14 protein-coding genes are annotated in these 17,687 nt (G+C 46.2%); 9 read left to right on the forward strand and 5 right to left on the reverse strand.

Features of this window, described 5'->3' with window-relative positions; translation table 11 throughout:
* The first annotated feature begins 210 nt into the window (after nucleotides 1-210).
* The gene (locus AC5JBY_RS04340; protein ID WP_495903331.1) at nucleotides 211-2,733 is read left to right on the forward strand and encodes a hypothetical protein; all 2,523 of its coding nucleotides are present in this window, start codon (nucleotides 211-213) and stop codon (nucleotides 2,731-2,733) included.
* A 129-nt stretch (nucleotides 2,734-2,862) separates the two neighbouring features.
* On the forward strand, nucleotides 2,863-3,054 hold the full coding sequence (locus tag AC5JBY_RS04345; protein WP_495903332.1) for a YtxH domain-containing protein: 192 nt from the start codon (nucleotides 2,863-2,865) through the stop codon (nucleotides 3,052-3,054).
* 162 nt (nucleotides 3,055-3,216) lie between these two features.
* On the opposite strand, the gene AC5JBY_RS04350 is transcribed toward AC5JBY_RS04345, so the two are convergent.
* The 3 genes from AC5JBY_RS04350 to AC5JBY_RS04360 form a co-directional block, all read right to left on the reverse strand.
* Nucleotides 3,217-4,683 carry a T9SS type A sorting domain-containing protein gene (locus AC5JBY_RS04350; RefSeq protein ID WP_495903333.1) on the reverse strand — a complete coding sequence of 489 codons (1,467 nt, stop codon included), beginning with the start codon at nucleotides 4,681-4,683 and terminating at the stop codon, nucleotides 3,217-3,219.
* Nucleotides 4,684-4,854: 171 nt separating this feature from the next.
* Complete coding sequence (locus AC5JBY_RS04355) at nucleotides 4,855-7,242, reverse strand: beta strand repeat-containing protein (protein WP_495903334.1); 2,388 nt, start codon at nucleotides 7,240-7,242, stop codon at nucleotides 4,855-4,857.
* Between the two features lie 26 nt (nucleotides 7,243-7,268).
* The gene (locus AC5JBY_RS04360; protein ID WP_495903335.1) at nucleotides 7,269-8,918 is read right to left on the reverse strand and encodes a phage tail-like protein; all 1,650 of its coding nucleotides are present in this window, start codon (nucleotides 8,916-8,918) and stop codon (nucleotides 7,269-7,271) included.
* Nucleotides 8,919-9,240: 322 nt separating this feature from the next.
* On the opposite strand from AC5JBY_RS04360, the gene AC5JBY_RS04365 reads away from it, so the two are divergent.
* From AC5JBY_RS04365 to AC5JBY_RS04375, 3 genes are all read left to right on the forward strand, one after another.
* On the forward strand, nucleotides 9,241-9,894 hold the full coding sequence (locus AC5JBY_RS04365) for a DsbA family protein (RefSeq protein WP_495903336.1): 654 nt from the start codon (nucleotides 9,241-9,243) through the stop codon (nucleotides 9,892-9,894).
* Nucleotides 9,895-10,036: 142 nt separating this feature from the next.
* Nucleotides 10,037-11,128 carry an amidohydrolase family protein gene (locus tag AC5JBY_RS04370; RefSeq protein ID WP_495903337.1) on the forward strand — a complete coding sequence of 364 codons (1,092 nt, stop codon included), beginning with the start codon at nucleotides 10,037-10,039 and terminating at the stop codon, nucleotides 11,126-11,128.
* A gap of 147 nt (nucleotides 11,129-11,275) precedes the next feature.
* Nucleotides 11,276-11,938: a DUF1579 domain-containing protein gene (locus tag AC5JBY_RS04375; RefSeq protein WP_495903338.1), complete on the forward strand. Its 663-nt coding sequence runs from the start codon at nucleotides 11,276-11,278 to the stop codon at nucleotides 11,936-11,938.
* A gap of 83 nt (nucleotides 11,939-12,021) precedes the next feature.
* Here AC5JBY_RS04375 and AC5JBY_RS04380 read toward each other — a convergent pair whose 3' ends face one another.
* Nucleotides 12,022-12,444: a DUF1761 domain-containing protein gene (locus tag AC5JBY_RS04380; RefSeq protein ID WP_495903339.1), complete on the reverse strand. Its 423-nt coding sequence runs from the start codon at nucleotides 12,442-12,444 to the stop codon at nucleotides 12,022-12,024.
* Nucleotides 12,445-12,537: 93 nt separating this feature from the next.
* Between AC5JBY_RS04380 and AC5JBY_RS04385 the strand changes: the two genes are divergently transcribed.
* Together AC5JBY_RS04385 and AC5JBY_RS04390 are read left to right on the forward strand one after the other, a co-directional pair.
* Nucleotides 12,538-13,614 (forward strand): sensor histidine kinase, encoded by a 1,077-nt coding sequence (locus AC5JBY_RS04385; protein ID WP_495903340.1) that lies wholly within the window; start codon nucleotides 12,538-12,540, stop codon nucleotides 13,612-13,614.
* A gap of 1 nt (nucleotide 13,615) precedes the next feature.
* Nucleotides 13,616-14,371: a LytR/AlgR family response regulator transcription factor gene (locus AC5JBY_RS04390; protein WP_495903341.1), complete on the forward strand. Its 756-nt coding sequence runs from the start codon at nucleotides 13,616-13,618 to the stop codon at nucleotides 14,369-14,371.
* A 55-nt stretch (nucleotides 14,372-14,426) separates the two neighbouring features.
* Here AC5JBY_RS04390 and AC5JBY_RS04395 read toward each other — a convergent pair whose 3' ends face one another.
* Nucleotides 14,427-14,840: a hypothetical protein gene (locus AC5JBY_RS04395; protein ID WP_495903342.1), complete on the reverse strand. Its 414-nt coding sequence runs from the start codon at nucleotides 14,838-14,840 to the stop codon at nucleotides 14,427-14,429.
* Nucleotides 14,841-15,083: 243 nt separating this feature from the next.
* On the opposite strand from AC5JBY_RS04395, the gene AC5JBY_RS04400 reads away from it, so the two are divergent.
* Both AC5JBY_RS04400 and AC5JBY_RS04405 read left to right on the forward strand, forming a co-directional pair.
* On the forward strand, nucleotides 15,084-15,713 hold the full coding sequence (locus tag AC5JBY_RS04400) for a DUF5606 family protein (protein WP_495903343.1): 630 nt from the start codon (nucleotides 15,084-15,086) through the stop codon (nucleotides 15,711-15,713).
* Between the two features lie 87 nt (nucleotides 15,714-15,800).
* Nucleotides 15,801-17,525, forward strand: a complete 1,725-nt coding sequence (locus AC5JBY_RS04405) for a M3 family oligoendopeptidase (RefSeq protein WP_495903344.1) — start codon at nucleotides 15,801-15,803, stop codon at nucleotides 17,523-17,525.
* The last annotated feature ends 162 nt before the right edge of the window (nucleotides 17,526-17,687 follow it).

Genomic DNA, 17,687 nt, shown 5'->3' on the forward strand with positions numbered 1-17,687 from the left:
TTAATCTCTGTTTAATAAGCAGCATAAATTATACCCTCAAACACAATAAATTAAGCACCTCTCCTACTCTCCTTAACACCCCTTTTTGATAATGTTTTGCAAACGTTTGCGACTTTCATAAACCCTTAATAGCTTTCGTCGTCTAACAGATGTAACTTGATTACTGATAACAAAACCCACCGGGGATTATTCAAAGTAAATTGCTCCTTTATGAAATCATTCTATACTCTATTGTGCGTGCTGGGCAGTGCTTTGCTGTCTGGCTTTTCTGTTGCCGCACAGGACGCATGGCCCAAAACCGTCACCACCTCACAAGGCGCAGTGATTAAACTGTACCAGTGGCAGCCGGAATCTTATTCAGGCAATAACCTGAAAGCAAAGGCTGCTATTTCTGTACTGGAGAGTGGTAAAACAGATCCTGTTTTCGGGATGGCCTGGTTAAAAGCTACTACCAATAACAATGGTGGCCGCGTACAGATCCAGCAAGCTGAAATAGAGAATATCAAATTGCCTGGTGATGACAATAACCTGGATAGTTATGCCGATGCCCTCGAGCAATATATCAACCAGGGAGGTGTCACTTTCGCACAGAGCGATCTGCAAACATCGCTTGATCTGAATAATCAGCAAACACAACTTTCTCAGCAGATCAGCAATACACCACCTAAAGTATTATACAGCAATACTCCTTCTATATTGGTATTGATCGATGGCGCTCCACAATTGCAACGCAATAGCGAGTGGGGTGTAGATGCAGTAGTAAACACGCCTTTCACGATCATCAAGAATAGTGATGGCCGTTTTTACCTCTACGGTGGTAAACACTGGTATACGGCTTCTTCTGCCACTGGTCCTTACGCTATGACCACGCAGGTATCACAAAACCTGAATTCTATTGCACAACAGGTAAATGATGCCAGCAAGGATAATGGAACAGAAAAAGAGACTGACGAAAACGTCATGTATAAAATAGTTGTAAGTACTGAACCGGCCGAGCTGATCCAGTCTAAGGGAGAAGCCAATTTCGCCCCGGTATCAGGAACAGACCTCTTGTACGTGTCCAATTCAGAAGATGATATTTTCATGGACGTGCAGTCACAACAATATTATGTATTGATCTCTGGCCGTTGGTACAAGTCCAAAACACTGAGTGGTCAATGGCAGTTTGTGGCATCAGATAAATTACCACAGGATTTTGCCAGTATCGAAGAAGGTTCACCCAAGGATAATGTACTTGCCAGTGTAGCAGGCACAGCCGCTTCACAGGATGCTTTGGCCGATGCAGAAGTGCCACAAACCGCTAAGGTAGACAGGCAGCAAGCAAAAGCTGATGTAGTGTATGATGGCGACCCGCAATTTGAAGACATTGATGGAACTGAAATGGATTATGCGGTCAACACTTCCGCTTCTGTAATCCGCTGGAGAGGCCGTTACTACTCTGTAGACAATGGTATCTGGTTTGAATCGAATAGCGCGGTAGGTCCCTGGTCTGTAGCTGTGGTAAGACCTTCAGCTGTAGCCCTGATCCCTCCCCGCTACCCAGTATATAACATGAAGTATGTGTACATCTATGATGTAACGCCCGATTATGTGTGGATGGGTTACACACCTGGCTATCTTAATACATTCGCTTACGGTCCTACGATCGTATATGGTACAGGTTACTATTACAGGCCCTGGTTCAGGCACTATTATTTCCCACGTCCTTATACCTGGGGCTTTGGTATCCGCTACAATCCATGGATTGGCTGGGGCTTCGGCTTCAACTACAACGCCGGTTGGTTCCATAGCAGCATAGGTTTTGGCAGCCCCTGGGGTTATGGATATGGTGGCTGGTGGGGCCCCCGCGTGTATCGTCCTTCTTATTGCTATACGCCCTATCGCAGCCGTGGTGGCTATTACGGAGGTGGTTATTACAGCAATGGATACCGCAGCCGTACCAACATAAACATTGTGCAGATCAACCGCACCAACAACATTTACAATTACCGTGGTGGGCGTGGTGTAGTGACCAGGGATAATCAACGGGTGGCTATCAACAATAGGGGACGTGATTTCAACAGGCAGGGTTATGCCAACAGGAATTATAATAATAACAACGGCAACCGCAGTGGTCGTTTTGATAATAACAATCGTGGTGGCAATAACAATAATGGAAACAGGACTTACAATCGCCAGCCTAACGACCAACGGGATAACCGTTTTGGTAACAACAGGCCATCCAACCGCGACAACAATAACAACAATGGTTCACAACGTCCTAACCGCCAATGGAGGTCAGGAGACAACAGGGGCAATGGTGATGGCAACAGAACGCCAGGCGCCATCACAACCCCAGGTAGCCGGGAACGTACTATAAGAGATAATAATAATCGTCAGCGTGATGATAATAACCGCTGGAACAACAGGAATAACAATCCTGCTCCCGGCGGCAACCGTGAGCCAAGGGTCAACCAACCACGCGGCAACGACGACAATCGCCAATGGCAGAACAGGGGTTCAGACCGCAATCCCGGTAACTCCGGTGGCGGCAGGGTAATACAGCCCCAACAGCCACAGCAACCTCGTCAACAACGTGAGGCAGCTCCGGCAGCTCCTCAACAAAGGTCTTTTGAGCGCAGCAGGGATAATGGCGGAGGCGGCAATCGTGGTGGTGATCAGGGCGGTGGCAGACCTTCAAGAGGTGGTGGCAATGGCGGCGGCGGTTCAGAAAGACCAGGCCGCAGAGGATAATAACATCTCTTACTCTACATACACAGTAATCCCCGCCGGACAGGTGGGGATTATTGATTTATAGGTTTGGCACAGTGTTGGTATTTACAGCAGTGTAGATTTATTATTCACGTTTTAAACTTTACTATTATGAAAGCAAAACATATTCTTATTGGGATGGTTGCTGCAGCAGCTGTAGGTGCACTGGTAGGCACATTATTTGCACCTGACAAAGGAACAGAAACAAGAAGAAAGATCAGGGATACTGCCGATGATCTGGTGAATAAGATGAAGAAGGGTTTGCGCAGGAATACTACTACCGGTGAGATGGAAGTAGGCTAATAATCACAGCGTACAATTACTCAACATATATCGTTCTTTAATTATCGTAGAGACTGTCTTAAAAGTCGGCCAGGATTGTAGCCGGAATAGCATTTCGGGGAAAGAAGGGACTTATAAGACAGTCTCTTTTTTTATGTCCTTTTGGGGCGGCTGCTCCACAAATTAATCATAGCCCTTGATCAACAATTTCTGAGATTCTACAAACCTTCCGCCTGGTGATACGAATCCAATGATATAAGTGCCCGGTATCGGCAAATACATTTCGATAATGCTTCTGTCATTCACCGGCTCTTCTTTCAGTTTTTGACCCAGCACATTGAAGACCACAATGCTCTTGATGGTCATAGCAGGACCGATACCCACAAAGAACCTGCCGTTGCTTGGGTTAGGCCATACCAGCACCTGGTTGCCGCCCGCCAGGCGTCCTACAGGTACTACATTAGAGAAGGTCTCCCTTCCATTGAAGTCTACCAGCATCAGCCTGTAGTAGGTAATTGCTCCATAACTATTCGGGTCATTGAGCTCATAGTTCAGGAAGTTCTGGCTGTTGCCATTTTGAGCTTTTGAAGCTACGGTGTCGATATTAACAAAATCAGTTTGGTTACTATACCTACGCTGCACTACGAAGTAATTATTGTTAACCTCTGGTTTGGTAGTCCAGTATACTTTTACGTTTTGATAATTGATGCGATAACCGCTTAACCATACCTTGGTTTTATTAATGCCCGGATCACCCTTACCCACAAACTTGGTATAATAGGTTGAGGTCGGCATAATACCATCCAATGTCCGCTCATTCAATCCTGCATTCAATAACAACGGGCCAGTACTCAGGTAACCGATCTGTGGTGTAATAAGCGGCGGGCCGGTGTCCCATACACCATTGGTGTACCGGGAAATATAACTAAACCGTCTGCCTGCGTTGAAAACAGCCCCCTCGTCGGCCACCAGGTGCTGCAATATTACTTCTACCTCGTCCTGGTTGGGACGGAAGCGCTTGCCTATCTCCCAGGTCTTGTTTACAGACTCTTCTTTAAGATTGGCGCCAGTTGTTGCCAGTCTTTTTACACTATCGAAAACAGTAACGTAGAAGTCATCGCCTGAAAGTGATTTGGTTCTTATGCCGGCAGGTGTGTATTGATGAGCATGCGACCCTACAGGAAATACAACAATGTTATCAGTAGCCCGGACATTTTCCCTGACCAGCATGCCCGTGCCGGGTGCATTACCGGTGACAATATAACGGGCGGAATCGAAGCCTGTGATCTTCCCGGAGTTCTCTTCATTACCAACCACCAGTATATTATTGTCGAGGTAAACGAGACCGTTCGTCAACTTCAATTCATTTCGCACTTTGGCAGTACTGCCGATAAGTCTTACACCATTACTGTTCTGTATTTGCAGGTTCGGGAATCCAGGACCAAAGCGGCTGGCAGCATTATACCCGCCATTAAGAAATTGCCGGGTGGTGTCGGTAGAGAGAAATCTGATCAAGCCGCCTATACCGATGATTCCTTCTCCATTGTGGCTTTCATCAGTCAATGACGATTGCGGCTCATTTTCCCAAACACGGCCTTTGAAGTTCACTACAGCATTTTTGCCCACACCCAGCTTGCCACCATTTTGCACATTGGAAAAAATAGTAGCCGTATCTCCGTTAAAAAAGATCTTGCCCTGATTAGGAATGTAAAAGCCTGATTGGGCAAATCCAACAGGTGATATACCAAACAGCAGAAAAATAAAAGTAATAATATGTAATACTTGCCTGGACAGATTCGGTTTATTAGAATGAGAGATAAATCAGTTCCCTTCAACACGTATATAAATTCTGGTAGCAGTTTCTCCATGCGCCGCTAATGCTTCGCCACCAATTAGAATACCAGCACTTTCCACTACACGTAAATTAATAACGCTTGTAGTGTTACTTGCTACACTAACAATAGGCGCATTGGCAACGCCTGTTCCACCTTTGGCTGTTACCTGTATGCTTAAAATAGTATTAAAGGCTACATTGGCAGGAATAGTAACAGAGGGTGTTCCTGTTGCATTATTGGCAATCTCAGCCACCCATATTTTCGTTACCTCTTCTGTATTGGCGGTGGTACCGGTGCCACTGTAATATAAAGGGACTTTAGCCCGCACCACTTTTCCAGTGGCATCAACGCCTAATACTGCTGTTCCAGTTGTAACCGGTGCAGTATTGGTAAGGTTCTCAAGACGTAGCCCTCCATCGTTGGCTGTACCTGTTCGTACGTGCAATAAAGTAGAAGGTGCAGTTGTACCTATTCCAACACTACCAGTTCCTGTGATTCGCATCCGCTCATTGGCAGCAGCAAAGCCGCCTGTAAAAAATAAAAGGTTCCTACTGAGCGTACCATTACCGATCACAAAATCATTGCCGGTACTGTAGAGATAAGCATTGTTGGCGCCACCTATGATGGGATATGTGGTATTGGTAAAACCACTTGAGTTTATACCCAGGTCTACGTAGTTAGTAGTTTCCGTTCCATTGTTGGCAGTAGCCACCAGGTCAGAACTGGCCACATCGCCCGATGAGCGGTTCTGGATATTGAGCTGTAGATAGTTGTTTACATTCCCCTTTCCACTGATAACATTATAGGAAGTACTGACATTGCCAGCATCTACCAATAGTTTTTCACGCGCTCCATTGGTGAAATTATCTGTACCAATCCCTACAGCAAGATTGGGATTAGACTTGTCGCCAAGAAGGATCGCATCACTCACCGTCACCGAAGCATTGTATCCAATGGCCGTAGAGTTACTGGCCGATACTGATGTGTTAGCTCCTATTGCTGTCGCATTAGAGACATTGGAAATATTGGTGCTTGTGCCGATGCCTACAGAGTTGGCGCCATTCACATAAGCGCTTCTGCCGATAGCAATAGGAGGACCCGATACAAAGCCTGCAATAGCCGAGTCACCGATCGCAATACTATAGCTGGCATTGGCAGTGGCCGCTTTACCAATAGCAATACCACTTATACCAGCTGCTGTTGTTTTAAAAGAAGCATTGCCATTACCCCCAATCGCAATACTATTCAAGGCGTTCGCCGTTGCATTGGTACCCAGCGCCATGGCATCAGTGACACCAAACGCGACAGTAGCAGCATTGCCCAACGCAAAAGAAGTAGGGCTGTTGGCAACGGCGCTGGTACCGATAGCAAAGGAGTTGGAACCATTCACTGCAGCACTCCCACCCAACGCCAATGCGTTAGTAATACTAAAGGCAACTGCCGCATTATTCCCGAAGGCAAACGAGTGCGTTGCATTGTTTACCGTAGCTCCTATGCCGAGGGCCAGCGAGTTGGCATCGAATCGACCTACTTGTGTGTTGTTTGTTTTAATGATCAAAGGCTGTCCATCGGTAGTGCCCAGGAAATTAGTGCCGGGGTTCGTTCCTGCATTGCCAGTGAGCGACCACCCGCTGCTGGAAGATGTGAGCACAGAAGGATGTATCTTCTTTACCACACCATTTAGTACCGTCAAAATACTATCAGTGGCAAGGCCCGTTACCAGACCTGTCAACGTAAGCGGATTAGTGCCGGTAACATGCAGTGCCGATGCCGGAGCACTGGTGCCAATACCTAACCGGCTGTTGGTAGCATCCCAGAAAAAGCTGCTATTACTTTGCGACAACAACCCACCACTGCCCGCATAAAGCACCGAGCCCTGGGTAAAGGAAGAAAAGACCGGGGCGCTGGAGAATGTTTTACTGCCGGCAATGGTTTGTGCACCAGTAGTAACCAGCCCCCTCGCTGTGGCAGAGGCACTCGGCAAATTGAACGTATGCACTGTTCCTGCCGAAGCAATATTGAAGTCAGTACCGGCAGTGCCTGTAGCAAAAGTCTGCGTGGCGCCGGCAAGACCGTTCAAACTTGTGATAGCACCGTTACTCTGTACTATTCTCCAAAAGCCATTGGCGCGAACCAGCAACTGCCGGAGCGGCATGAAATAGATCACCATGCCATCCGGCGGATTGAGCGTATTGATCAACAGCGTGTCGGTGATCCGCGGAAACAATAAACCCTGGTTGTTGGACTGCAACTCCAGCACGGCCGATTTCTCTACCGTGAAAGGATTATTACCCAACCTGAGTTGTTGGGAAAACCCTGTGTGGAAACATAATAATAGTACAAGCCCTGCACCAAGTAATTTGGCAAGTGACATAACAACAGCTTTAGCAAGGTCCAACCTTATTTCTTGATCACATACCAGTTGCTGCCATCCGTTTGCAGCGTCACATAAGTCCAGTCGTTATAAATAGTGTAAGCTGAACCACCATCGATTGTGCCGCCATTAGGGCTGATGGTAAGCTGATTGTCTATACCGCCAGTACCTATCTTCTTGATGGTATAGATACGTCCTTTAATAGCACCAGGAGCAGGCAAAGTAACAGTGATGGCTGCAGAGCTGGTGTTGGCCAGGATCGTATTGTCAGTAACAGCCGCTGTGTAACTGGTGGAAATAGTTGTGATAGCCAGCGACAGAGAGCCTTCTACCTGAACAGTAGAGTTGGCACTACCGGTTGTACCCACGAGGATCGCTTTGGCAGCGGCTACACTGTCCTGGAACGTTTTTGTTCCGGCAAATGTTTGTGCAGTAGTAGAGACCACGCCCCTTGCTGCGGCAGCTGCATTAGGCACGTTGAGGAAAACACTATCTGTGCCATTGGTAGATATAGTAAGATCAGTGCCGGTATTTTTGAACGCAAAACCTTGCGCAGAGTCTCTGTTACCATTGATGCTTCGAATGGCATTGCCAAAAGCAGCAGCACTCACTTGCCTTTTTTGCACCACACCATTGGTCACAACCAGCACAGAGTCTGCTGATGCATTATTGGCCAGGGAGTTTAATTGTAATGTGCCGTTAACATTAACGTTGTTGTTGAATGTTTTATCTCCACCAAATGTTTGCGCACCTGCAGTTACAATACCGGGATTGGTGGCATCAGCAGGATGCAACGTTATCGTACGGGAAGTGGAATCGGCAGAAATAGAAGCGCCGTTGATATTAGGTGTTGTAGCTACAGCACCAATAGCCAGCATTTGAATACCGCTTTGGATCTTTTGCCAGTCGGCATACGTTAAGAAGCCATACGGCTTGGAAGCAGAGGAACCATTTTGTACAGGCAGATAAAGTGCGATGGTGCTATCGGCATCCCTGTTCTGGACCAACACATTATTAGAGGTATCGCTCGCCTGTGCAGTGACAGACAGTGTTTGACGCTGAATACCATTGATAGCACGGATAGCATTTTCAAAAGCTGCAGATGAAATGGTTTTCTTGTAAACAGAACCATCAGCGGCCAGCACCAGCACATCAGTTTCAGTAGTACCGGTAGCAAGGTTTTGCAATTTTACAGAACCATCCACATTCAATTTGGCTGTAGGGTTATTGGTACCTATACCAACATTGCCCGCAGCATCCACACGAAGACGTTCTGCATTGTTGGTACGAACTACCAACGGCTGCCCGTCGATCGTTCCAATAAAATTCACACTGGGGTTGGTACCCATGTTACCGGTAAGCGACCAGTTGGAATTTGCTTCAGACAGATCAGCTATCTTTTTCCACGCACCGTTGCTACGCAGACGTAAGCTTTTGTCTGAGTTGAGGTAAATGATCATACCATCAGGAGGCGTCAGCGCATTGATAGCCGCTGTATCCGCCAGCCTTGGCAACAGCAAACCCTGCCGTGAGCTTTCCAACTCAAGAATAGAAGATTTCTGAATGCTCGTAGGATTGTCGCCAATCTTCAACTGGGCATTGGCAGTGATGCCCGTTCCGATGATAACCAATAAAAATAATGCTGCCTTTTGGAGTAGAGTAAGCTTGCGTTTCATAAGAAACAGTTTTACAGGTATTGAATGTTGTTATAATGGTGAAGAAACGTAAACGCATGATAAATGTATGTGTATTATAACTAATCTTTAACCTTTTTAGGATGTTTTATTAAGGCGTTTTAATAGCTACTACTTACTAAACATAACTAATACCCGAAACCGATCAGCAGGCCGTTAACCAATGCCCGCATCAGACCAAGCCGAGCTTTTTTCTGACGTTATTATTAAATTATTTTCTCCGGCACACTGTCGACCGGATACGGGCATCATTTAATGTTCATGTTGCAATTAGGTCGTAATTTTGTCGGCTTATTACCTGAAAATGATGACGATCTTCTATTGTTACGACGCCTACTGTGGCTGGTGTTATGGTTTTAGTCCGGTTATCAAGCGGATTGCCGAAGAGTATAAAGACAAGTTCTTCTTTGAAGTGCTTTCAGGAGGGATGATCATTCCCGATCAGCCTCAGCCCATCAGCACGATGGCCGGCTATATCAGCCAGGCATATAAAGTAGTGGAAGAGCGGACAGGCATCAAATTCGGGTCCGACTTTCTCTGGCATATCAACAACCCCGAGGATAGCGATTGGTTCCTTAATTCCGAAAAGCCTGCCATCGCGATGTGTGTCTTTAAAGAATATTACCCCGATAAGCAGGTAGCCTTTGCAGCCGATCTGCAGTATGCCCTCAATTTCGAAGGCAGGGACCTTTGCGATGATGAGGCCTACCGCCACCTGCTGGAACAATACAATATTCCCGCAGCAGAGTTTTATGCATCCCTCCACAGTGAAGCTTATAAAGAGAAGGCCTATTATGAATTTGCGCTTTGCAAACAACTCCAGGTAACTGGCTTCCCGGCCGTTTTATTACAGGCATCGGAATCCAAATTTTACCTGCTGGCAAGAGGCTTTACGGAGTACGACGCGCTGAAAGAGCGGATAGAAGCTGTGTTGCAGGAGGTTGCAAAAACATCCTGATTAACCGGTCAGGCCGCTTTGGGCGGCCAGACCGTAAAGAAGAGGTGCTTACCAGCGGGAAGCACAAAATTTGTAAAAGTTTGATGACTGGTTTCCCGGTTTATAATTGTTCCCATAGCTTGCCCTACTCAAAACCTTGTACATGCAGAAATTATCCCTGATCCTTTCGTTACTGGTAATGACAGCTATTGTCCGCGCCCAATCGGGCCGGGGAATGGACTTCGAACAATACAGCCCCATTTCCACACTGGTAGTGCCGGAACATCCACTGAAAAAAGCCAAGTATCCATTTATAGATGTACACAACCACCAAAACAGCCTGCGGCCAAACGATATCAACCGCCTGCTGCAGGACATGGATAAGCTCAACATGAAAGTGATGGTGAACCTGAGTGGCGGCAACGGAGATCGCCTGCAGGATATGACCAGTTCCGTTCGTTCCACTTCGCCCAAGCGCTTTATCGTATTTGCCAACATCAACTTCTCCGGCATCGGAGAAACTGGCTGGACCGAGAAAGCAGTGAAGCAATTGGAAGACGATGTAAAGGCAGGAGCCAATGGCCTGAAGATATTCAAGAACCTCGGCTTTTCTGTAAAAGACAACAAAGGCAGTCGTGTAACAGTAGACGATCCACGGCTGGATGCCATCTGGGCTAAATGCGGCCAATTGAAAATACCGGTACTGATCCACACAGCTGATCCCAAACCTTTTTGGGATGCACAGGATGATAAGAATGAACGCTGGCTGGAGCTCGCCACCCATCCGGGCCGGAAGCGCAGCAACACAGACCCTGCTTCCTGGGAAACGCTCATTGAAGAACAGCACCGTATGTTTAAAAAGCATTCAAAAACAACTTTCATTGCTGCACACTTTGGCTGGTATCCCAACGACCTGGCAAAGCTGGGCTCACTGCTCAATGAAATGCCCAACGTAGTAGTTGAGTTTGGCGCCGTAATTGCCGAACTGGGCCGCCAACCCAAAGCTGCCCGCAAATTTTTTGAGCAATACCAGGACAGAATACTGTTTGGAAAAGATAGCTGGGTGCCCGAAGAATATGCCACTTATTTTCGTGTACTGGAAACTGAAGACGAATACTTCCCCTACCACAAAAAATACCATGCATTTTGGGCCATGTATGGAATGGGATTGCCGGATGCTATCCTGAAAAAAGTGTACTACAAAAATGCCTTGCGGATCATTCCGAACATCGACAAAACACAGTTTCCAGATTAGTGGTCAGCCATTAGCATGTCGCTTATGTAATGTCGCGTCTTAAACGCGACTTTTTTCATCCTGAAAATTTCCGGGATCGTCGTTTTAATAGGGGTAGAATGTGGGGCAGGCAGGTAATTTGATTACCTTTCTTAAAACACATTTATTATGAAACGGCTAACCGTTATTTTTTACTCAACGCTTGCGCTCGCCATCGTGGCCTGTAATGATGCAGCAACGACAGATAGCGCACCCAAAAGTGATTCCAGTACTACCAAATCCGATAGCTCAACTACTACTGCGGAAGCTGCCGCACCACCCATGGATTCTGCAGCCATGATGAAAGCCTGGGAAGCCTACATGACACCCGGCAAGCCGCATGAGATGTTGAAATCACAGGACGGAAAGTGGGATGCCAAAATAACTTCATGGATGGCGCCCGGCGCTCCGCCTACAGAAAGTAAAGGCACTGCTATCAACCGTATGATCATGGGTGGCCGCTACCAGGAAGCCAAGTTTACCGGATCATTCAGTGGTATGCCATTCGAGGGACAAAGCATTGTTGGTTATGACAACTCCAAAAAAGTATTCGTAAGCACCTGGGTTGACAATATGGGCACAGGGATTATGAATTTAGAAGGTCCCTGGGATGAAGCATCGAAGAGCATAACTTTTACCGGCAGCATGCTCGATCCAACAACCGGAAAAGAGTGCAAGATGCGCGAGATCATGACCTTCGTCGATGATAAAACCCAGAAAATGGAAATGTACAATACTCCAGCAGGCGGAAGTGAATACAAAGCCATGGAGATCGTGTATACGAAGAAATAGTTGATAGAACCTGAAACAATAAAACAGCCCGCTTATTGAGCGGGCTGTTTCTTTTACTGAATCGTTCTTTATGGCTATAAATACTATCTCCACGCACCAATGATCGCCCCCATGAGCACCAACGCCAAAATGCAATATCCCCCATTGATAAAAATGTAACGCGCTGTTTTGTGTTCAAACAATGCCACAATAGCGATGCTGCAAAACACCCAGATGCCAGCCAGGAAACCAGCAGTGGCGCCCCAGGAAATGTTGGCAACAGGAGCTCCGGGACAAGGCTCTTTAGGATCGGCAAGGAACATTCCAAGATTGGCGGCCATAACCAGCGAAAGCACAAAGGCCCAGCCGAATATCTTCGCCTTATTGCCCTTCTGCACATCTTCCATCGTCATGTTATTTTCCTTCATCCAGGCCTTGCCAAACAAGGCGGGAGAATACCATACCCCGCCCAATACAAAGGCGGAAATTCCGGCCACCAGAATGGCCAGCCAGTTGATAGAGTTCATATCCATTTGTTATGCTTTAAGGGTTTTTAAAATGATCGTTATTTATCGAATCTATTTCACTAATTTTTCCATCCCAACGAAAAGCGAACCGGCATGGAAAATGGGGTGACGAAACCAAACACTGCGGCGACGAAAGTTCCGGTTGCCAACCAGGTAAATGATATCGGCTTCCGGCTGATACTAATACCCTTTTTCGGTATTGCCATTCCTCTTATCACAGGTATGGTAGACCATAACACCTTTTCCAACTGGCAGATCAAACTCAGCTATGCCTACACCATTGGCCTGGCCTTCCTGATCTGGGAAGGCAATCGCTACCTGTTGTTTACCCTACGCAGCTACTTCAACTGGTTCAATAAACCGATACGTAAACTGGTCGTCCTGATCTTTTCAGTGTCCTTTTATACCATCCCGATCAGTATATTATTATTAATGGGGTGGTACCAGATATTCAAAGCCGGCATCATTAACTGGAATGTGATCACAGAATCTACCCTGATCATTATGATCTGCGTAGTATTCATTGTGCACGTATATGAGACATTCTTCCTGGTAAAAGAATCTGAAAATGAAATGCTCAAGAATGCACAGCTGGCGAGGGCAAAAGTGGAAGCAGAACTGGAAGCCCTCAAAAACCAGATCGATCCTCACTTTATCTTTAATTCGTTAAATACCCTGTCTCACCTGATCGAGGAGAAACCCCAAAGGGCCAAACAATTCAACGATAACCTGGCAGATGTATACCGGTACATCCTCCAGAACAAACGCCGCGAATTGGTATTGTTGCGGGAAGAGATCCAATTCCTCAACGACTATTTTTCACTATTGGTGATCCGCTTTGAAAAAGCTGTTCACTTGAACACGGCCATTGCAGATAGTGACATGGATCAATTCCTGATCCCGCCTATCTCTTTACAGGTATTGGTGGAAAATGCGATCAAGCACAATGAATTTTCAGATGCTTCTCCATTGGTGGTGAACATCAAGCTGCAGCAGGAGGTATTAATTGTTCATAACCGCGTACATAAAAAAGCGTTACGCAAGCCCTCTTCCCGGATCGGGTTGAACAACCTCGACGAACGTTATAAACTTACTACCGGTAAAGAGATTACAGTAGATGCCACAGAATATGAGTTTACTGTTTCTTTACCTGTTCTAAAAATAGATTGATATGGATGTACTGATCATTGAAGATGAAAAACCAGCCGCCGAAAAACTACGGAAAGCCCTGCAGGCCTGCGATCCCGCTATACAAGTGCTGAATGTATTGGGAAGCATTCAACAGGCAACAGACTGGCTGTCGGCACATCCTGCACCCGCCGTGATCTTTATGGATATTGAGCTGAGTGATGGGCTCTCATTTAAGATATTCGAAAAAACCACGATCAGCTGCCCGGTGATCTTTACCACAGCCTACGATGAATACTGGCAGGAAGCCTTTGAACACAACAGCATTGATTATTTACTAAAACCCATCAAACAGGTCAAGCTGGAAGCAGCACTCAAGAAGTATGAAAAACTGAAACAGCATTTTGCGGCCAGCTATCAAAACCTGGTCAACTGGCAACAGAAGTCCGCTGAGAACGGTTACAAAAAACGCTTCCTTGTAAAGCGCGGTGCAGATTATATCAGTATCAAAACAGAAGACATTGCCTATTTCTATGCCACCCACAAGCTGGTTTGTATGGTCGACAATAAGGGGCAAAAGTTTATCCTCGATCAATCGCTGAGCGATATAGAAACACAACTTGATGCATCTCTTTTTTACCGGGTGAACCGTAAATACCTGCTCAACATGAGCGCTATCAAACGCATCAAAACATATCCCAAAAGCAAGTTGCTGCTCGAGGTAGAACCTGCGCTGCAGGAAGAGATCGTGATCAGCCAGGAAAATGTAACAGCCTTCAAACAGTGGATGGGTCAATAAAACAAAAACCCCGGCCTATTGACCGGGGCATAATATCATCGGGGCATCGTAACAATTAGTTACGATTACCACCTCCGCCGCCACCACCACGTTGAGGGCGCAGAGAAGGCTCAATTTCGTCTTTCCATTTTTTGAATTGCGCTTCGTCGAAGATCTTCTTCAGCTCATCATCCCTGTCGGTAGTGAGCTTTTGATTCTTTTCACGCATTGCATCACGATCGATCTGACCGCCACCAGCACGCATTTCTTCAAATACCTTGTCACGGGTTCTGAAATACTTCATAAAAGCACTGTCAGACTTAGTTGTCTGATCGGGCGTAAGTTTAAGATCACCCAGCTTTTCTTTTACCGCTTTCAGTTGTTCTTCAGGAGTACGACGTTGAAAATTGCCGCCACCACCGCCTTGAGCATTGGCAGTATAGATACCGGCGAAGGCTACAGCTATCAACAAGAAGATTGCTTTTTTCATTGCAATAATTGTTTATGTGTTTTAAATATTGACTGTATTAATTGGAAGGCAAAGACGGCAAAAACCTGCGCTGCTGACCCATTAATTTAACCGGCGGTTAACAACCCGGCCTTCCTGCCGGAAATATGCAAATCCGGAGCCATAAATCCTAAAAAGGCCCCTAAATACGAGGATACCCAATTTTTGGAACAGGGTTTGCCGAAATCCGTTTATCTTGCATATCCTTTAAAATTTCAGCCCGATATGGAATATGGAAAAATCATAGCGGTAACAGGATTACCCGGATTGTATGAGTTAGTAAGCAGCAAAAGCGATGGCGCTATCGTTCGTTCACTGGACGATAAGACTACCCGGTTTGTATCCAGCCGGGTACATAACTTCTCCCATTTGGAAAGTATTGAGATATATACCGTGCGTGACAACGTGAACCTGGCAGAGATCTTCCAGGCCATGCAGAACAGCGGAGAAAAGCTCCCCGATGGCAAAGACAATGGCGCTTTGAAGAAATACTTCGAGAAAGCTTATCCCGATCTGGATTTCGAGCGCGTATATGCCAGCGATATGAAGAAAATGGTGAAATGGCTGGGTGTTCTTCAGGCTAACGACGTGGAAATCAAGCTCCGCGAAGCTGGTGAGGAACCTACCGAAGAAGTAGCAGCACCTGTGGAAGAGCCGGCAGCAGAAGAGCCCGTAAAGGCCCCTGCCAAGAAAGCCGCCACCAAGGCAGCCGCCAAAAAGGAAAAACCAGCTGAAGAAGCAGCAGAACCGGCAGAAAAGCCAAAAAAGAAAGCTGCGCCTAAGGCCAAAAAAGAAGAAGCGGGCGAAGAACCGGCCAAAAAGAAAGCCGCCCCTAAAAAATCTACCAAGAAATAGACTTTTTAACTATTTACCACAAAAGCTACAACTGCCGGTGCTTGTTTTGCACCCGGGGTTGTAGCTTTAGTATTTAAACAATGATCTATGAATTACAGCGCAGATATTAAGAAACTACCCAGGCAGTTTTTGCCCGCCGACTTTATAGTGACAGATTGGAATACCCTCGAACCCTATTTCAAAGACTTGCAGGAAAGGCCCATAGGAAATAACGAAGAGTTGGAAAAATGGCTGCTGGATATGAGCGAACTGGAGGCGGTCGTAAGTGAAGACGCATGCTGGCGCCAAATAAAAATGACCTGCGACACAGAGAATAAAGCACTGGAAGAAGCATTCGTATTCTTTGTTACAAACCTGCAACCACAAATACAATTGTATGCAGACAAGCTGAACCGCAAACTGGTCGAGTCTCCCTACACAGCACAGCTGGATAAACAAAAATATTTCACCTACCTGCGCGGCGTTCGTAAGAATATTGAACTCTTCCGCGAAGAGAACATTCCCCTTCAGTCTGAATTAAGCGTGTTGCAACAACAATATGGTGTGATCTCAGGCAAGATGACGGTGGAAGTGAATGGCCAGGAGTACACACTGCAACAGGCATCCAAACTACTGGAAAGCCCCGACCGGACCTTGCGTGAAACCGTTTACCGCAAAGTCAACGAAAGAAGAATACAGGATAAAGAAGCATTGAACGAACTCTATACAAAGCTGATCGAAAAACGCCACCATGTAGCAAAAAATGCCGGATTTGATAATTACCGGGATTATAAATTCAAAGAGCTGGGTCGTTTCGATTACACCAAAGAAGATTGTTACCAGTTTCACGAAGCAGTTAAACAACATGTGCTTCCGTTAGTGAATGAAATATATAAAAGGAAAAAAGATAAACTGGGCCTCGATACACTAAAGCCGTGGGACCTTGAAGCACAGCCAGCCGGTATCAAGCCATTGACTCCTTTCAAATCAGGAGATGAACTACTGGAAAAAAGCATCCGTTGCTTCCAGGAAGTGCGTCCATTCTTTGCCGATTGCCTGCGTAAGATGAATGAGATGAAGCGGTTCGATCTGGATAGCCGGAAGGGAAAAGCGCCCGGAGGATACAATTGCCCACTCGCCGAAACTGGCGCACCTTTCATTTTCATGAACGCTGCAGGACAAATGAGCGACGTAACGACGATGGTACACGAAGGCGGACATGCTGTACATTCATTCCTTGCTCACCCATTAGAACTGAGCTCCTTCAAAGAATACCCGATGGAGATAGCCGAAGTAGCCAGTATGGCTATGGAGCTGTTTAGCATGGATGCCTGGAACGTATTTTTTGACAACCCCGATGACCTGTTACGGGCAAAAGAACATCAGCTCGAACGTGTAATTACGATCTTCCCATGGATCGCTACCATCGATAAATTCCAACACTGGGTATACGAACACCCCAATCATACAGAAGCAGAACGCGCAACTCGTTGGATGGAAATACTAAATGAATTTTCTTCCAATGTAATCGATTTCAGTGGACTGGATAACTACCGCACCTATAGCTGGCAACGGCAACTACACTTGTTCGAGGTACCATTGTACTATATCGAATACGGCATTGCACAATTGGGAGCCATTGGTTTGTGGATGCAATTCAGAAAAAATAAGGATGCAGCGTTAGACAACTATATACAGTCTTTAAGTCTGGGCGGAACCAAAACCCTACCCGAACTTTATAAAGCCGCGGGTTTGGAATTCAACTTCTCACCCGAGCGTATAAAAGTGCTAATGAAGTTTGTGCAGGAGGAAATGGAAGCAATAAAACGTTGATGAATAGGCGGTAAAAAAATACCCAGTTAGTGGTATATGGTTTATTCGATGTAACAATTATCTTTGTAAGGAATACTTGTCTACGATAGTAAGATGAGCAATCATCTGAACATCATAAAATAGCTACTAATCAGAGCCTTAACCAAAAGTCCCGGTGTTTCT

It is taken from the genome of Paraflavitalea sp., assembly GCF_059502485.1.